Source organism: Bacteroides sp. AM07-18 (assembly GCF_003602695.1).
Classification (GTDB): domain Bacteria; phylum Bacteroidota; class Bacteroidia; order Bacteroidales; family Bacteroidaceae; genus Bacteroides; species Bacteroides uniformis.
On sequence record NZ_QTLM01000001.1, the window covers coordinates 709,420 to 725,782 of the forward strand.

At 39.6% G+C, this 16,363-nt stretch carries 14 protein-coding genes and 1 pseudogene; 4 read left to right on the top strand and 11 right to left on the bottom strand.

Going from position 1 to position 16,363, the window contains the following annotated elements; all coding sequences use genetic code 11:
• Positions 1 to 3: 3 nt before the first annotated feature.
• The 11 genes and pseudogenes from aepY to DW096_RS03210 all read right to left on the bottom strand — a co-directional run bounded on the left by aepY (position 4) and on the right by DW096_RS03210 (position 13,106).
• A complete protein-coding gene (gene aepY / locus DW096_RS19370) occupies positions 4 to 1,131 on the bottom strand; it encodes a phosphonopyruvate decarboxylase (protein WP_005829459.1) in 1,128 nt (375 codons plus the stop codon).
• 34 nt (positions 1,132 to 1,165) lie between these two features.
• Positions 1,166 to 2,476 (bottom strand): phosphoenolpyruvate mutase, encoded by a 1,311-nt coding sequence (gene aepX / locus DW096_RS03165; protein WP_005829461.1) that lies wholly within the window; start codon positions 2,474 to 2,476, stop codon positions 1,166 to 1,168.
• A gap of 682 nt (positions 2,477 to 3,158) precedes the next feature.
• Positions 3,159 to 4,325, bottom strand: coding sequence for a glycosyltransferase (locus DW096_RS03170; protein ID WP_120028672.1), 1,167 nt, complete (start codon positions 4,323 to 4,325; stop codon positions 3,159 to 3,161).
• Positions 4,326 to 4,345: 20 nt separating this feature from the next.
• Positions 4,346 to 5,620, bottom strand: a complete 1,275-nt coding sequence (locus tag DW096_RS03175; RefSeq protein WP_117881025.1) for a hypothetical protein — start codon at positions 5,618 to 5,620, stop codon at positions 4,346 to 4,348.
• Positions 5,621 to 5,641: 21 nt separating this feature from the next.
• Complete coding sequence (locus DW096_RS03180) at positions 5,642 to 6,856, bottom strand: glycosyltransferase family 4 protein (protein ID WP_117881028.1); 1,215 nt, start codon at positions 6,854 to 6,856, stop codon at positions 5,642 to 5,644.
• Positions 6,857 to 6,860: 4 nt separating this feature from the next.
• Positions 6,861 to 7,988: a UDP-galactopyranose mutase gene (gene glf / locus DW096_RS03185; RefSeq protein WP_117881031.1), complete on the bottom strand. Its 1,128-nt coding sequence runs from the start codon at positions 7,986 to 7,988 to the stop codon at positions 6,861 to 6,863.
• Positions 7,989 to 7,996: 8 nt separating this feature from the next.
• Positions 7,997 to 9,418 (bottom strand): flippase, encoded by a 1,422-nt coding sequence (locus DW096_RS03190; RefSeq protein ID WP_117881034.1) that lies wholly within the window; start codon positions 9,416 to 9,418, stop codon positions 7,997 to 7,999.
• A gap of 129 nt (positions 9,419 to 9,547) precedes the next feature.
• Positions 9,548 to 10,288, bottom strand: a pseudogene (locus DW096_RS03195) (transposase); the annotation flags it as partial.
• A 131-nt stretch (positions 10,289 to 10,419) separates the two neighbouring features.
• On the bottom strand, positions 10,420 to 11,976 hold the full coding sequence (locus tag DW096_RS03200; RefSeq protein ID WP_120028673.1) for an ATP-binding protein: 1,557 nt from the start codon (positions 11,974 to 11,976) through the stop codon (positions 10,420 to 10,422).
• A gap of 73 nt (positions 11,977 to 12,049) precedes the next feature.
• Positions 12,050 to 12,535: a UpxZ family transcription anti-terminator antagonist gene (locus tag DW096_RS03205; RefSeq protein ID WP_057254148.1), complete on the bottom strand. Its 486-nt coding sequence runs from the start codon at positions 12,533 to 12,535 to the stop codon at positions 12,050 to 12,052.
• Positions 12,536 to 12,569: 34 nt separating this feature from the next.
• Positions 12,570 to 13,106: a UpxY family transcription antiterminator gene (locus DW096_RS03210; RefSeq protein WP_057254150.1), complete on the bottom strand. Its 537-nt coding sequence runs from the start codon at positions 13,104 to 13,106 to the stop codon at positions 12,570 to 12,572.
• Positions 13,107 to 13,721: 615 nt separating this feature from the next.
• Between DW096_RS03210 and DW096_RS03215 the strand changes: the two genes are divergently transcribed.
• The 4 genes from DW096_RS03215 (at position 13,722) to DW096_RS03230 (ending at position 16,177) form a co-directional block, all read left to right on the top strand.
• On the top strand, positions 13,722 to 14,081 hold the full coding sequence (locus tag DW096_RS03215; protein ID WP_098032238.1) for a hypothetical protein: 360 nt from the start codon (positions 13,722 to 13,724) through the stop codon (positions 14,079 to 14,081).
• 180 nt (positions 14,082 to 14,261) lie between these two features.
• Complete coding sequence (locus DW096_RS03220; RefSeq protein WP_009038322.1) at positions 14,262 to 14,627, top strand: SH3 beta-barrel fold-containing protein; 366 nt, start codon at positions 14,262 to 14,264, stop codon at positions 14,625 to 14,627.
• A 24-nt stretch (positions 14,628 to 14,651) separates the two neighbouring features.
• Positions 14,652 to 15,353: a Lin1244/Lin1753 domain-containing protein gene (locus tag DW096_RS03225; protein WP_005827562.1), complete on the top strand. Its 702-nt coding sequence runs from the start codon at positions 14,652 to 14,654 to the stop codon at positions 15,351 to 15,353.
• 59 nt (positions 15,354 to 15,412) lie between these two features.
• Positions 15,413 to 16,177: a glycerophosphodiester phosphodiesterase family protein gene (locus DW096_RS03230; protein ID WP_005837303.1), complete on the top strand. Its 765-nt coding sequence runs from the start codon at positions 15,413 to 15,415 to the stop codon at positions 16,175 to 16,177.
• Positions 16,178 to 16,363 lie beyond the last annotated feature (186 nt).

A 16,363-nucleotide genomic window follows, 5' to 3' on the forward strand; every position in this document is an offset into this window, starting at 1 on the left:
ACTTTACTTGTTAAGAAATTCCATAAAAGCCTCTTTGTTCTGAATAGGAGTTGTAGTTGGACGGCCAAGGTCCTTGCGGTTTCCCTTTTTTACGCAAATCTGAAGGAAAACAGGACCTTCTGCGTTCTTGAATTCTGCAAGTTTTGCTTCAAGTGCCTCCATAGTTTCTACACTATAAGCAGCCTTGTAGCCTACAGCTTGAGCAATTGCACAAAAATCAATCTTGAGACCAACAGTAGGCTGACCACCAACAGAATCGTGTGCGCCATTGTTGAACACAATGTGCACATAATTCTTGCATTTCATGCTGGCTGTAATAGCCATATTACCCATGTGCATGATGCTGGCTCCATCACCATCAAAACAATATACTCGACGCTCAGGCTTTTGGAGAGCTATGCCGAGAGCTATCTGGGAAGCATGGCCCATCGCCCCTACAGTAAGGAAATCACGTTCATGACCTTGGCTCCAAGCAGTACGTGCCTCAAAGAGCTCGCGAGAAATCATACCAGTAGTTGATACGATACAAGCATTATCTTCAATGTTTGAAGCCACCTTCTGAATCGTCTCTTCGCGAGACATTGCCAGTTCGTTTACCTCAACGCTCTGAAGCTTATAGGTATCGAAAGTATCCTTCTCTATCACAAGGGCATAGCACTCGTTGGTTGCCTTCATGAAGTCGACAGCTATTTTTATCTGCTTTGCAGCTCCCTCTTCATCCTTTGGCAGAATAGCATAGTTGATACCCATGGTATTAAGCAAACCGATTGTCACCTTACCTTGCTTCACATGCTGAGGTTCATCGTGAACTCCAGGGCGCCCTCTCCAACCGATAACGAGGAGCACAGGAATGTTATAAACGTCCTTGTCGGTAAGAGAGGCAAACGGATTAATGATATTGCCTTCACCAGAGTTCTGCATATAAACTACAGGCACCTTACCTGTTGCCAAATGATAACCTACAGCAATACCCATGGCCCCTCCTTCGTTAGCAGCAATAATATTCTGCTCAGCAGGAAGGTGGTCGGTAATATATGCACAAATGTTCTTGAGCAACGAATCAGGAACACCAGCATAAAAGTCTATACCTTGTTCCTTGAGTATATTTACAAAAAATTCGGGTCTTACCATTTGTAAAATAGTTTAAGGGGTAAGAAATTAATGTTTACTTCTTCTTTGTGCCTGGAATAAGATTAAGAATCTGTTTGATAGGCATACAGTACTGCTCAGATGCTTCAAGCGAACGGCTAGTATAGAGGATGGTTTCTGCACATTTAACCATTGCAGGATAAGCAGAACGAAGCATGTGATTAGCATAAATCACTACATTAATACCCCATTCAGCAAGTTCCTCTTCTGTGAACTGGTTATAAGTAGTAGGCACAACGATGATAGGAGTATGAGCATTCTTCTCGCGAAAGCGCAAGCAAAACTCCTTGATGTCCTCTCCAGACTTCTCTTTGGAGTGGATCATTATACCGTCAGTACCTGCCTCTACGTAAGCATGACAACGCTCCAAAGCATCATCTACAGTCTTACCAGCAATGAGAGACTCACAACGGCTGACAATCATGAAGTCACGAGTAATCTGCGCCTCCTTACCCGCACGGATTTTAGCCTGAAAACCTTCGATTGTATCCTGAGTCTGTACAGCATCAGTACCAAAAAGTGAATTCTGTTTCAAGCCTACCTTATCTTCAATTATAACGCAAGAGATTCCCAAGCGCTCAAGGGTGCGAACGGTAAAACCGAAGTGTTCAATCTTGCCACCAGTATCGCCATCGAAGATAACAGGTTTTGTGGTTACTTCAAGGGTATCATTGAGGTCATGGAGACGGGTAGTCAAATCGACAGCCTCAATATCAGGCTTACCCTTAGAGGTAGAGTCGGTAAGGGAGGAAGCCCACATGCCATCGAATTCACGCTCCTGACCATTCACCTCTACCTTAGTATGTTCTGCTATGAGGCCAGTAAGACCATTGTGACTTTCAAGAATACGTACAATCGGTTTAGCTGCAATAAGGCGACGGAGAGAAGAAAGACGCATCTGAGGAGTTACACCAAGAGCATCAATCTCTTGTTTGATACCAGAAGCAGAGATGTTTTGGGTGTAAGGAATCTCGATAACCTCACCACCCAACTTTTCCATTACTTTGAATACCTCATCACGGATATACTTGTCAGGACCAACCTGCCAATCATCACCATGAATGATGTAATCAGGCTTGTACTTAAGGAGATTAGAGACATAGCTCCAATCATCCTGAGGGACCACCCTTGATACGTTCCTGATGCTCTCAACAACGTTCTTTCTTTGCTCCCAAGTGAGATAAGGAAGTCTACGGTGGTTAGCAATCGCCTTATCAGTGAACAAACCGATTATCACATCGCCATACTCAGTAGCTTTGTTAATGATGTTAATGTAACCCGGATGCATGATATCGCCTATCATACCAAGATAAACTGTCTTTGCCATTATTATTTAACATTTTTCAAATTATTATAAAGAGCATCTATAGTCAATCACCTCAATTTCTCCTGCTTGAGAATAAGTATACTACACATAGATAGATTTACCATAAGTTCGACTACACTTCTGAACCACTCAATAAGTTTCTCCATTTGCGGAGAGCAAAGGAACTGTAGGACTCTACCATTGTGCTAAAAGAAGAATGGATATACCATTGAGTTGGAGTAACAATGATGATGCGGAAGTTCTGTGGCTTTCTGTCAATTGCAACGAACACTCCCCATTATGAGAAGCATAGTTATAGGTTTCAACAAAAAGACAAGCCTTACTTTTGTCCGCAAACAAGAACTTGTCTGTATTAGAGAGAATCTCAGTAAGCACTCAATTTAGGGCATCCCCCTTTGAAAGGGCACTTTTCAGTGCCCTAAATGAAAGTAAAAACTTTACAGATCTTCACTGCTATACATAATTCTATAAATTGGGTGGGCAGCGAAGTTATCACTTTCAATTAATAGCCATTTTTTGACTGCTTACAGAATCTCAAAAGCTCGTGATTTCTTTTATTGGTCAATATACCATCAAAGTTAGATAGTCTTGCAATATGCGATCCCCATATTGTCGTTATTAGCGAATCCAAGTTTACGATAAATTCGAGAATAATATAAATTCATAATGTCGATTTTATCTTTTATTTCTTACGAAATTCATTGATAGCCTGTGCAAAGAAAACAGTTCGCTTTTGCTCAAGTAATTTCGGTTCGTAATTCTTTGAACGCTCAAAGTTAATCTTTACCTCAAACTCCATCTTATCTTTGCTAAAGCCTTTGATTATATTTACTAAAGTATCAATCTCTGTACCATCGTAAGTAAAAAGCGAATCACCATCTATGAGTTCTGGTATACCACCAACAGAAGAGCAAATACAAGGAACAGCCTTGGTCATAGCTTCTAAGATGGTACGAGGGAGACCTTCTGAACGACTGGGATGTACATAAATATCAATAGTTTCGAACCATTTTTGAACATCATCATGCTTAAACTCGCCTAGAAATTCAATCTGATTAGCAATCCCCAACTCGGCAGCTAGATTGCGTAGACGATTAGGTTTACCTGTTCCAACCATTTGAAATATGTAGTTGGTGAAACCTTCGGCTTTTAGTTTTGCCAAAGCCTTGATGATAGTATCCTGTCCTTTCAACTCTGTATCTACTGATCCTACAGTTCCCAGTACAATCGTTCCCTCTTGCTTCTGAATCTTATTCAAACGTTTTGTCAATGACAACTCATTAATATCAAGGAACTCAATATCCGAACAACCAAGGCTCTTGCCTTTGCATGGGTAGTTACTCTGCAGATAATCCTGTGTAACATAGCAAGCATAGTTAGCTTCTCGAACCATGCGATGGGTGTAATAAGAAAGAGGATAGGCTGACAAACGAACCAATAGACGAGAATGGGCAATCGTATTACGGAATATGTCCTCATTCACTACTGCCATATAGGGTATATGCTTCTTGAGACAAATAGTGCTGGCAAATGAGGCAGCAATGCCACTACGCAAATAGCAGAAATCTGCATCCTTGAGAACCCGTTTCATCAAGCGATTGATAGCAAGAAGGTTCTTCGGATTACGAAACTCCGGTACCTGCTTGTAAGTGATACGAGGGTTAGTTACATCCTTGTATTTAGCCACCTCCTGAGCACAGTTACGATTGATGATGCCTGTATATACTGTCAAAGTATCATTCTCATTTAAGCCCGCAAGAAAACGTGAGAAGAAGTGCTCCGATTTGGAATGATAGAATTGGCCATTGTAATGGTCAATTTCCTGATCTTGTATATATATTACGTCCATTACAAGCTATTTAAGAATATTCAATAAGTTGTTCTAGTTCGATGTAGGCTTGATTTTCTTTTGAAAACAAAGAAATACAACCAAGCATAAAACAAAACCATTACTATTAATTCAAATCCAAAGAATAAATATATCAACACGAAAACACTTCCTGATATATTTAGCATTGCCACATTAGACCGCTCTGACACTCGTACAATTCCAATAATAAACAATAGCGAGAGTATACAGCCTAGTAGTCCAAAATTTGCTATATATTCTGACCAGATATTAACTTGGAAGTTGGAACCCTCCATAAATGTCTCTGCGTGTCCGTTGTAGGCATAGGCCGTTAGATAATTAAAAAAACCATATGGCTTATCTTCCCATAAAAATCTTGGAATGTAACAAGTTATATCATATAAAAGAGTAGCACCATCGTAAGGCAGCATATCCGCTCCATTAAGACGGCTATAAATAGATAATTTCACCTCAGACTCACGGCTAAAATATGCATCGTATGTTTCATAAAAACTATCATCAGTATTTTTAGTTGTGAACATAGAATATACAGCAAAGTAGGCTATAAACACACAAGAAAGTAACGCGCCTTTTTTTACCAGCTTCCAATTAGATTGAGTCTGATTTTTTATAAAATCTACTAGTAATATACCTACAATTAGAAAGGCCAGCAGACCTCTTTTTCCATCTATCCAAATACATATGACACTAGAAAGAAGCATTATAATATTTTTACTTGTGCTCCCTTTAATTAAATAATAATATACCAGTATCGATAGAAAAGACAGATAGATAATATACGGCATTACCAATCTATGATACAAATATTCTACAGCCAGTGGATTATACGAATGAGTGTAAAAATACGAAAAATTCGTGTAGATTTCGGGCGTTGGCGCCAGAATAACTGCAGCTACTGGAGCGAACATCAACAACACAATACATAAACGGTAAAAGCTATTTATAGCTTTTGTCCTTTGAAACATAATATTTACTCTTTTATGTGCAAACTTTTGTGCTGTTGACGTCAATCCTACCATTACAAAAATAGCAAACAAATTATAAAGATATGCAGTGTTTTCATCAGTCAGTGCATTATATAAATATTTAGTATGGGTACCTAATGAATTTACATCATTGAACATATCTACTACCAGCGGCAATACTTGAATAATAAAAAACAGTATACTACATAGGTGTAGTATACTATATCTATTTTTTAATACTGCCTTTAGTGATACAAATAGATAAAAGAGGTCTATTATTATTGTTATTAATGTAAAAAATAGTAACATAATTAAAAACAGCTACTATTATTAGCAAATATTCTTTACGGTTTCTATATATCTGCTTATATAATGCTCCATTGTAAAATGTTCTATGAACAAGTTTCGAAGTTTCTTAGCTTTGACTTTCAATATTCCATTTTCCAACTCATAAATCATTTTGTTGAATTGTGCTTCTTGGTCTTTTATGTCTCCATAGTTATACAAGAAAATACCATACTCCTCTCCGTACCTTTCGAAGAATTTGTTACCACCAGTTCTAGACATAAGAATAGGAATCCCCTCTCTCATGACTTCTAAAGTAACAAGATCAAAATACGTTTCCTTATTGGGCAAAATAAAAATATCCGATGAAGATACCAAACGATTACCATAGTTAATCCAACCTAACTCTTTCCAGTTTGGATGATCAAGTCTGGTTAATGGTTCCTCGTTTCCTGCTATAACAAACTCAAATCTACTATCTTTTGACAAGATATGCTCTGCAAAGAGTTTCAGTTGGTCGTAACCCTTAATTTCATTATGACGCCCCAAATAGCATATTAGATATTTAGAGGAATCTATACCTAATTCTTCTCTATCTAGCGGTTTTGAGATTGGTTTGTCAAGTATCGAACTCTCGCAATAAATGAATTTATCGGTATTGCAATCCTTATAATCTTTTATCTCTTTTTCTACATAATATGGTTCGAGTGCACCTTGCACAGGAAACATTATATAATCCGCTTTTTCCCATCCTTGTAATTCTTTCTTCAAAATTTGTTTTTTTATTAATCTTCGCAAAACAGACCACTTATAAACAATATTCTCTACATCCTCACATGCCTTTGGTTGCGGAGAATGCGTAGTCAGTATAATCTTACCTTCATAAGACCTAAGAAGTTCAGAAGCTCTATACAAATCTCCAGAATTATGAAAATGAATAGCGTCAAAATCATTCAGATTTATACCAGATATAGATTTTGCACTTAGTTTCTTATTCCAATACATTAAGCATCTGAAGGTGCGAAAATACCCCATAAGTGAGAGAATATCCAACTTATGTATTTTCTTCATCAAGTCCTTATGGTTAGTATTTACAGACCTATCAACATTAGGAATGCCTAAATCATCCTTCAAAAAATGTATTTCTGCATCTTTAGTTGGATGCTTCAAAAGGTATTCTCTAATATTGTATAAATATCCAGCAGGACCTCCAGAGTTTTTTAATACATAGTTCAAATCCCATATCAACACTTTTTTCATATACTCAAATATTTTCAATATTCAACACTTGCTCAATCACAGGAGCCATATCAAAATATCTATACTGGCCAAGGCGACCGCCAAAGATAACGCCTTCTTCTTTTTCAGCTAACTTGCGATACTCTTTAGCAAGGGCATTGTTGCGGTCATCGTTTACAGGATAGTATGGTTCCATACCTTCCTCGTATTCGGTTGAATACTCTTCGCTAACAACAGTCTTTGGACAATCATAAACTTCCTGACCAAACATCTCAAAGTGCTTGTGTTCAATGACGCGAGTATAAAGTTCATCGTGACTGGTATAGTTCACAACGGCATTACCTTGGTAGTTAGGTGTATTTTCTACACGAGTCTTGAAGTTGACGGTACGCCAATCAAGCTTACCTAACTTATAGTCGAAGTACTCATCTAAAGCACCAGTATAAACAAGCTTGCTAGCATAGTTCTTCCAATCCTTGTACTCTGAATTGAAGAAATTGACCCCAGTCTTGCATTCCACACCCTCAAGCAATCCTTCGATGAGTTTATTGTAGCCACCGATAGGAATACCTTGATAACAATCATTGAAGTAGTTGTTGTCAAAAATCATACGAACAGGCAGACGCTTGATGATAAATGTGGGAAGATCCTTACAGCTACGTCCCCACTGTTTCTCCGTGTATTCCTTGATGAGTTTGTAGAAAATATCCTTGCCTACAAGGCACAAAGCCTGCTCAGCAAGATTTTGAGGTTCGCGACCACCAAGAGCAGCTACGGCCTCTGACCTCTGATCATCAATCTTTTTCTTTGCCTGTATAGGTGTATGTACCTCAGGCCACATACGGTTGAAAGTATTCATATTGAAAGGTAAGTTGTACAACTCACCCTTGTAGTTAGCTACAGGACAGTTAGTGTAGCGGTTAAACTCAACGATAGAATTCACGAAGTCCCACACCTCCTTGTTGTTGGTGTGGAAGATATGCGCACCATACTTATGCACGTTTATGCCCTCAATGGACTCACAATATACATTGCCACCGAGATGAGGACGTTTTTCAATCACAAGCACTTTCTTCCCTGCTTGTTTAGCTTTGTATGCGAATGTAGTTCCGTAAAGACCAGAACCCACTATGAGGTAATCGTAATGTGGCATAATATATATTATTTTTTGCACTTATTTTTGAGCAAAGTAATAGTTTCGTTTCCTGAAGCAATACATAAAAATAAGTATGTAATACTACCTAATAGAACAGCAATTACAGTTTGTATATAGATATTATCAAACAATAACTTAGTCACATATACTACAGAAACCATAGCTACCAGCGGAAGAAACGTCTGCTTGACAATTGATTTAAGAGAAAGTGGTATGTACTTGTTAACATAATACAATTGATATGCTGCAATAACAAACTCTGTAACAACAGATGCAATAGCCGCTCCATAATGTCCATATGGCATAATTAACAAAACATTTAGCACCACATTGATTATTGCTCCGATAATTGTAGAATATAAAACTATTGTTTCTTTTCCTAATGAGACTAATATCTGATATCCTGTGAAGTTACTAATAGCAATAGTTACAACTGAAACAGTGAGTATTTGCATAGATAATATTGTTGCTTCAAACTCCTTACCAAACATTATGAGAGTACAATCTTCTGCTAGTAGCATAAGCCCTACGGCTACAGGCAAAGATAAAGTAAGTAGCATCGACAGCCCCTTGAAAGCCAGCGACTCAAATTCCAGCTCTCTTCCATGACTTAAGTAGTAGTTTAGTCGAGGTAAGAAAACCGCACTTGCTGCAGCTATCATGACTCGTGCTATTCCAACGGTCTTTGCAGAATTTGTATAGTAGCCAACAATTTCATCACCCTTAAAAAGACTCAACATTGTAGTATCTGCGAGCGTGTATATCTCAATAGCAATCGTTGTAGCTAAAAGTACAAATACAGGTTTTAAATGGCGGCTGACATCAAGGCCATTATATTGGAAATCTACATATTTATGTAAATTAACAACATTAAAAATGTAGTTAGAAACAAGACTCAGGGTAACAATTAAAGCATATATAGGAAAATCGTTTGCATTATGAACAAATATAAAAACTGACGCTAAAGCAAGCAGCTTAACAATAAAACTGCGAAACATTATATAACGATATTCTTCTATACCTTGATAGAACCAGTCAATATTGAAAATATTTGCAAATAATTGAATGCCAACAATAAATGATATGAGTAATTTGTCTTCAAAATAGTCAATTCCTAAAACTATGCCCAAGTATACACATATACATATCAATGTACTGATCGCATTTATTACTGCAAGTTCTGAGAATGTTTTGCTTCGCTTCTCCCTTTCATCAAAGCATTCTGCTATCTTTTTCACTCCATATGTGGGAAGTCCCAAAGAGGCAATTATCACAAAATATGACACTATATTTTGTGCCGATGCGACCTTGCCTACCCCAACTGGCAATAGCACACGTGATACATATGCCATAGTGACCAAAGGGAACAATGCGTTCAAACTCTTGTAAAGTATATTATATATTGCGTTAGAACCTAATGTTCTCATTTATTTCTTGCTTGTTGTTTATTTCTGGATTAAACAAGCGGCTGTAAGCACTCAATTTAGGGCATCCCCTTTTGAAAGGGCACTTTTCTGTGCCCTAAATCGAGTTTTGTTAATTAATTAGTTTTGAAATTAACATTGGCTTGTAGCCAAAGTGATTTTGTCAGGAACCATGTTAACATAATCCCGGCATCCGTTAAAGATTTTTTTGAAAAAAGTTCCGATGAAGTTCCAGACAGAACTGCCATGAAGCTTTACCGTTCCTATCATACTGTGATAAGTTGCAGCCATCCCAGCACCGGCATCACTACCATATTTAAACCGGGCTGATTTCAACTCATTGCCGATAAATACATAAGCATTGTATCCGTCGGACATAATACTCTTCAATTCTGCATCACCCAAAAAGTCTGTAAGTACATCACGACCGCGCGAGCCATTCTCATAGAAGAAAATGGCTGTTTTCTGAGCCTTGTTGACCAGCACCCAAATGTAGCACTTCTTATAGTGATCATATTTACGCACTTTACACCAGGTCTCATCGCAATTCACAATCGAGTCTTTTTCCAAAGCTATGGACTTCAATACACAGACCAATTCATCCAGGTATTTCTTGCCTTTCTTAAGCCAGTTGCACAATGTGTTTTTAGAAACGGTCATGCCCATATCTGTCAGCTATTGACGAAGAAGACCGAAAGTCACATTCTTCACATAAACTTCATAGGCAATAGCCTGCAGAAATTCAGGAGTGGCTCTAGTGCCTTCAAAATTGGTTACTACCTCCGGATGGCTTTCAGAAGGGAAATAACCCCACCCGGGCTTTTTACCCGGTTCTGCATAATGAACCATCTCAAAACATTTTTCCGCAAGGAAAGCAATCAATAGCCATTTTTTGACTGCTTACATAAAGAATATCAAAAAAGGACTTGAGTTTTAAGTATTATTAGTTTGGATTCCTATCGTTCATAGGAAAGGAAGTTTGCCGAGGCATGAGTGCTAAAGAGTTATTCCACAATATACCTCTCCACATTCCGTGTCTCCCTGCTGAAGTTCACCCCCACTTTCACCAGCCGCCTGCCATCCAGCACATAAGGAATCAGATAACCTCTCTCATCAATTTGCTTCAAGGCATCTTCGGCACTGCCGTTCAGCTTGAACTCAAAGACGTAAACGGCATCTTTTGTCTGCACCACGGCATCGGCACGACCACGCGCACTGCGCACTTCCGCCTGTACGAATTGACCCAGCAAAGTGAAGACGACATAAAAGATGGCCTGATAGTGGCGTTCGGTATTGTTGCTCAGTTCGTAGGGAATGCCTGCAAAGAATACTTGCAGGCGTTCCATGAATGCATCCACATCACCGGAACGGAGTTCACGCATAAACTTGGCTATGTGGAAACCGGTTTCATCATCAGTCACTCCTGTATAATAAGGAACCAAGAAATTCAAGAAACCATAGCGTACCTCATCATTGGGAAAACCCAAAGTGTACAATAAAACATCCCTATCGTAGTCTTTGATGGTCAGATAACCACTCTGATAAATCATGGGAAGCGGATTCTTTACTTCCGCACGATACTCAAAAAAGGCGGAAGCCGTCACTTCAACTCCCTCAATCAGAAGGCGCAAATCATAATCACTCTCTTTCAATAAATTTACCAAATAGGTAGGAGTACCGGTCTGAAACCAGAAATTATCCAAAATCTTCGACTTGCATGCATTCAACACACTGAAAGGATTAAAAACCCCTTCACAATGGGGGTAAAAATGATAACCGTCATACAGCTTGGTCATCTGCTCCAAAGTTGTATCAAAGTCCATTCCATTGGAAACACCCAAACGTTCTATCTCCGGAGTAAACGTTGTGAGCAGTTCTTCCTTAGTAATACCACATAAAGAAGAATAGTCGGGCCATGTACTGATGTCCTGCAACTGATTTAAATCACTGAACACGCTAATCTGCGCAAACTTCGTCACACCCGTCAAAAAAACAAAGCGGAGATAACGGTCGGCACTTTTCAGTACCCCATAAAAGGCTTTCAATATCCGACGATATTCTTCCGTTAGCTTTTCATCCGAAAGAGCTTGAAGCAAAGGCTTATCATATTCATCAATCAACACTACCACTTGCTTACCCGTCTGGGCATACGCCTGCTCTATCACATAGGCAAAGCGCTCTTCGGGACTACGCTCCTGCTTTTCCGCACCATATTTCAATTCCCACTTTTCCAGATATTGATTAAGCATGGCTACCAAATCTCCGGCTGTTTCATATTTACGGGCATTCAAGTCCAGATGCAATACAGGATATTCCTCCCACCGGGTTTCCAGTTTTTCGATGGCAAGTCCGTGAAACAAATCTTTACGTCCTTGAAAGTAAGCTTCGAAGGTAGATATAAGCAAACTCTTACCGAAACGGCGAGGACGGCTCAAAAAATAGGGAGTGGAATTGGATGCTATCTTATAGACCATTGCTGTTTTGTCTACATAAAGATAATTTTCTTCACGCAGCTTTTCAAAAGTCTGTATACCAATCGGCAGTTTACGCATCTGTTCCATCTTATTTCTCTTTTTTAGAAGCTATATGCAAATATACGTTTTTTCTTCAAAGAGAAATCCTATTTATACATTTTTATTCCATTTCCTCCCATGGATAAGGATTATCCACCACATTCTGAAACTCATCAACTGCTTCCTGCTGCTCGGCAGTCAGTGATGCAACACTCCAAGAAGCAATGATGGAACGAGCTTCATCCACCAAAGCCTCATCAAACACCTCACCATAGCAAGCAGTAAGCAGACGAAGCTTTAGTAATGAAGCAGGAAGAATATCCAGAATATCCCAACAGCGCTTCAATACCTCCTGCACATGTTGTAGCTTTTCACCATGGTCAATGAACGAGGCACTATACCCTTTCAAGAGAGCAAGACAGACATTTGCCTGCTCCTCCACCGTAGTGCCCCAGATACTGGAATTATACAAAGTTGTGGTCAAGCGATAGACTTCGCTGTTACGACGGGACAAGTCATCACTATAGATAGGACTCCCGTCCATACCCAAATACATCAGATCGTGCGCAGCACGCTGAAGGAGGAGTGCTTCTTCTAAAAGAGACATGATTAATTAAAAATTATAAATTAACAATTAAAGACTAGCGGATTACTTCGATGAGATCCGGATGGATAGTCGCCATGGCAACGGCAATGATACCTTGTATAGCAATCACTACACGACGATCACGGGCACCTTTTACTTTTAGAAAAACACCTTCTTGACCCTCGAAGTCGCCACCGGTGATACGGACTTTCGTACCTTTGGAGAGATTCAGCTCTTCGGGTTGGAAATAGAGAAGATGGTCATTATAGGTACCGGCGACGGCTATAAAACGTTGCATATCATGGTCGGGAATGACTATTTTCTGACCGCTACGGGTATCGGTGATATATTGCAAATAAGTAATTTGAGACTTAAATCGCTGCACTTCGGAAGGACGTGCGTGGACAAAAACCAGATTACGGATGACAGGAACCAAAGCACGGACTTTCCTGCCCCTACGGATACTTATCTTATATTGCATGGGAATGAAACAGCCAAGATTTGCCTTTTCGAGAAGATGCATAGCTTCAAGCTCCCTGCGGTATGTGGCACGCATGGCAAACCAAACTTCGGTCTCTTTATCCATTTCTATTCTTGTTAATTTTACTTAGAAAAAGGTATTCCTTGGGGGCTTTGAACTACTATTACAGAACTGTAGTTCAATTACTTGCGAGCATTTTATGGGAAGTTTGACAAGCACTATGCCCTTCTTGTCAACAGATTCTCTGCGGTTGTTCATTACCTTTTGGTAAGAGACTATAAACGAACGTATTAGAAACAAAAAAGCGTTTTTTAATCGTACGTTTAAAAAACACCTATTTCGGACTTATACAAGACATATTCAAGAAGCTAAAAATAAGAAGATTTTAACTGATTACATATGTTGCATATACTACTGAAATTCAATGCAATATACTTATCATTATTTATTATTAGGAACATTTTTCTATCAAACATTTTGCCATTACAAAAAACGTCTCTATCTTTGCGTTCATTAAACGTACGTTTTTTAAACAGCATATCATCTTATATATCAACTATTTACAACTCGCCCTTCACATTTCCCTCCAAAATTCCCTTATTTCTCCCTCACTTTTTATACTTTCGCATTTTTTAACCAGAATAAAAAACAGTTAAACGAACAAAGAATTACACAAATGAAAGAACTCAAAAAAAGAAGCATCTCAACAGTAACGAACAGAGAAGCATGTCGTATCAATCTGATACACAGAAACTAAGAGCAACAAAAGTAAAAGAACACAGTTCCATAGTGGATGAAAAGCTATTGTCAGAACGGGTTTACTACGGAGACCAGACCCATGTTTATGTAGGTTACTTAAGAGCCTTTAAATCAGGCTATTTTGAAGGCACAAAAATTAGAAAAATAACGGATATAGCCAAACTGCTCGTAGCATCCGAAAACTTCACAAAGAGAACCAGAGGAGAGCAAAAGCCTTTGACTTACAGCACGATAATTACCGAATTGGAGAAGGTATGGGCCATCATAAAACGAGAAGACACCACACTGATTGACCCATACGGATATGATGTAAGGATAAATCACTGATAGTTCAGCACCCGGAAAGGCAGTAATTTTGCCGCCGTCAGCAACCGGACAGAAGGGCTACACCTTTCTCGTCGGATGGTGTAGCCTCAACAAGGCAAGGGCGTAGCCATCCGTACTGAAAGGAGTAGCCCTTTTTCATTGCTGATTATCATACATTTACTAACCCTAAAAACATAAAAAATGGGAAAAGAAAAAACTGAATTTGAGGAGAAATTTGTATCCAAAACAGAAAAAACAAAAAAGCTATGGGAAAAACGGATTACGGAAAACACGACATTGAGCATGGAGTCTGTACAATGGATGGCACAACGCATAAATTCCCTATTGGAATACATGCGATACGGATATGCATTGATAGCCTACCGAAAGCAGGACGGCAGCTTCTACATGGGAAGAGGAACCCTTGTTTCCTACGAAAGCGACTTCAAAAAGAAACATGACATGACAAGCATTAAAGCTCACGTAGCCTATTGGGACGCGGAACAACAAGGCTGGCGGACTTTTCTGATTGAGAATTTTATGGAGTGGAGACCGATAGTAAACTAACAAAAAACATCAATATCAAAAGCTATGGAGGCTTATTTACTACATGATGCCAATGCCGGCAGCAACCTAAAATTAATGATTATGATACAAGAAGAAGGTATGAAAGGATATGGCATTTACTGGACAGTGCTCGAATTCCTCAGATTGCAGAATGAATATAAAGCCAGCCTGAAAGTGATTCCCATACTGGCACAAAAAGCAAGGGTGACAACCGCCACACTGAAGCGAATCATCTATGACTATGCGCTGTTCGAGGTGAACGAGACAAGCTTCTCATCCCCCGGACTAAGCCGCCGCATGGAGCCATGGGACGCCCAACAAGAAGCTAAAAAGGAGGCCGGACGTCGCGGTGGACTGGTTAACCAGCAGAGAATCAGGGATGCCAAAACAAGCAGCGCTTTAGCAAATAAACTAAATAAAGAGAATAAAGAAAACCCCTCTCTATCTCCCCAAGGGGAGACGGGAAGAAGGAAGGAGGAGATTCTTCTGACTCCACCGGAGTACACGCTCAACAGACAGACGCATAATTACCAAGGCCTGATGGAAGAGCTGGCAAGGCAGAAAGTAACCGACATCCACGATTTGAATGCCATCCTGAGACTGACAGATTTTGGAAAACTGGGAGGGAAAATCTGGAAAATCCTATATGAGTTGAACAGCTCACCCCAACTGAAAGCCCGCATCGTGATGCCCGGAAAGTACATACTGAAATTACTCAGGGGTTAGATTTAATAAAAGAAATATAATACTTATCTTTGTGTTCAAAACAAAACACCCTAATCATTATGAATCTGAAAAAACTATTTTTTGCTTCTGCCCTGCTCTTTGCTGCATGCGGCACTATCCAGGCCCAGGAAGTCATTGCCCACCGTGGTTTCTGGACTACGGACGGTTCGGCTCAGAACTCCCTTGCCGCACTTGTAAAGGCTGATTCTATCCACTGCTACGGTTCCGAGTTCGACGTTTGGCTCACCACAGACAATCAGCTGGTTGTCAATCATGACGCCACCTTTAAAGGCGTAACTATGCAAGATGCCACAGCCAAGGTATGCACCGCCGTACAACTGGACAACGGCGAACAACTCCCTACCCTGCAACAGTATCTGGACAAGGCAAAAAGCCTGAAAACCCGCCTTATCCTCGAGCTGAAAGCCCACAAGACTCCCGAACAGGAAACACGAGCCGTAGAGGGTATCGTAAAAATGATAAAGGACAAAGGACTGGAGGACCGTACGGAATATATCACCTTCTCCCAACATGCCACCAAGGAGTTTATCCGTCTGGCACCCAAAGGCACCCCCGTCTACTACCTGACCGGTGACCTTACCCCCAAGGAGTTGAAAGCATGGGGTTGTGCCGGTCCCGACTATCACTTCAGTGTCTTCCAAAAACATCCTGAATGGATAAAGGAATGCCACGACCTCGGCATGAAAGTAAACGCCTGGACCGTAAACGAAGCCAAAGACATGGAATGGCTCATCAGCCAAGGAGTAGATTTCATCACAACCAATGAGCCGGTAGTGCTGGAAGAAATTTTAAAGAAAAAATAGCTGCTCCTTATACATTTAGAAACAAAAACCAAACAAACCGCTTCATTATGTCCGCAATGGAGCGGTTTATTGTTTTCAAAAAGATAGCAATTAGTCCTATGAAAAATCTTTTTTCTTATTTTGAATCAAACTAAACTTTCACATGGATTACAATTTATATAAAAACAAAGCCATATGCTTTTAAAT

Bases quoted from the DNA above. Each gene is read 5' to 3' on its own strand.
- aepY (WP_005829459.1), bottom strand. From the start codon at position 1,131: ATGGTAAGACCCGAATTTTTTGTAAATATACTCAAGGAACAAGGTATA.
- aepX (WP_005829461.1), bottom strand. From the start codon at position 2,476: ATGGCAAAGACAGTTTATCTTGGTATGATAGGCGATATCATGCATCCG.
- DW096_RS03170 (WP_120028672.1), bottom strand. From the start codon at position 4,325: ATGGACGTAATATATATACAAGATCAGGAAATTGACCATTACAATGGC.
- DW096_RS03175 (WP_117881025.1), bottom strand. From the start codon at position 5,620: ATGTTACTATTTTTTACATTAATAACAATAATAATAGACCTCTTTTAT.
- DW096_RS03180 (WP_117881028.1), bottom strand. From the start codon at position 6,856: ATGAAAAAAGTGTTGATATGGGATTTGAACTATGTATTAAAAAACTCT.
- glf (WP_117881031.1), bottom strand. From the start codon at position 7,988: ATGCCACATTACGATTACCTCATAGTGGGTTCTGGTCTTTACGGAACT.
- DW096_RS03190 (WP_117881034.1), bottom strand. From the start codon at position 9,418: ATGAGAACATTAGGTTCTAACGCAATATATAATATACTTTACAAGAGT.
- DW096_RS03200 (WP_120028673.1), bottom strand. From the start codon at position 11,976: ATGGAACAGATGCGTAAACTGCCGATTGGTATACAGACTTTTGAAAAG.
- DW096_RS03205 (WP_057254148.1), bottom strand. From the start codon at position 12,535: ATGTCTCTTTTAGAAGAAGCACTCCTCCTTCAGCGTGCTGCGCACGAT.
- DW096_RS03215 (WP_098032238.1), top strand. From the start codon at position 13,722: ATGTCGTATCAATCTGATACACAGAAACTAAGAGCAACAAAAGTAAAA.
- DW096_RS03220 (WP_009038322.1), top strand. From the start codon at position 14,262: ATGGGAAAAGAAAAAACTGAATTTGAGGAGAAATTTGTATCCAAAACA.
- DW096_RS03225 (WP_005827562.1), top strand. From the start codon at position 14,652: ATGGAGGCTTATTTACTACATGATGCCAATGCCGGCAGCAACCTAAAA.
- DW096_RS03230 (WP_005837303.1), top strand. From the start codon at position 15,413: ATGAATCTGAAAAAACTATTTTTTGCTTCTGCCCTGCTCTTTGCTGCA.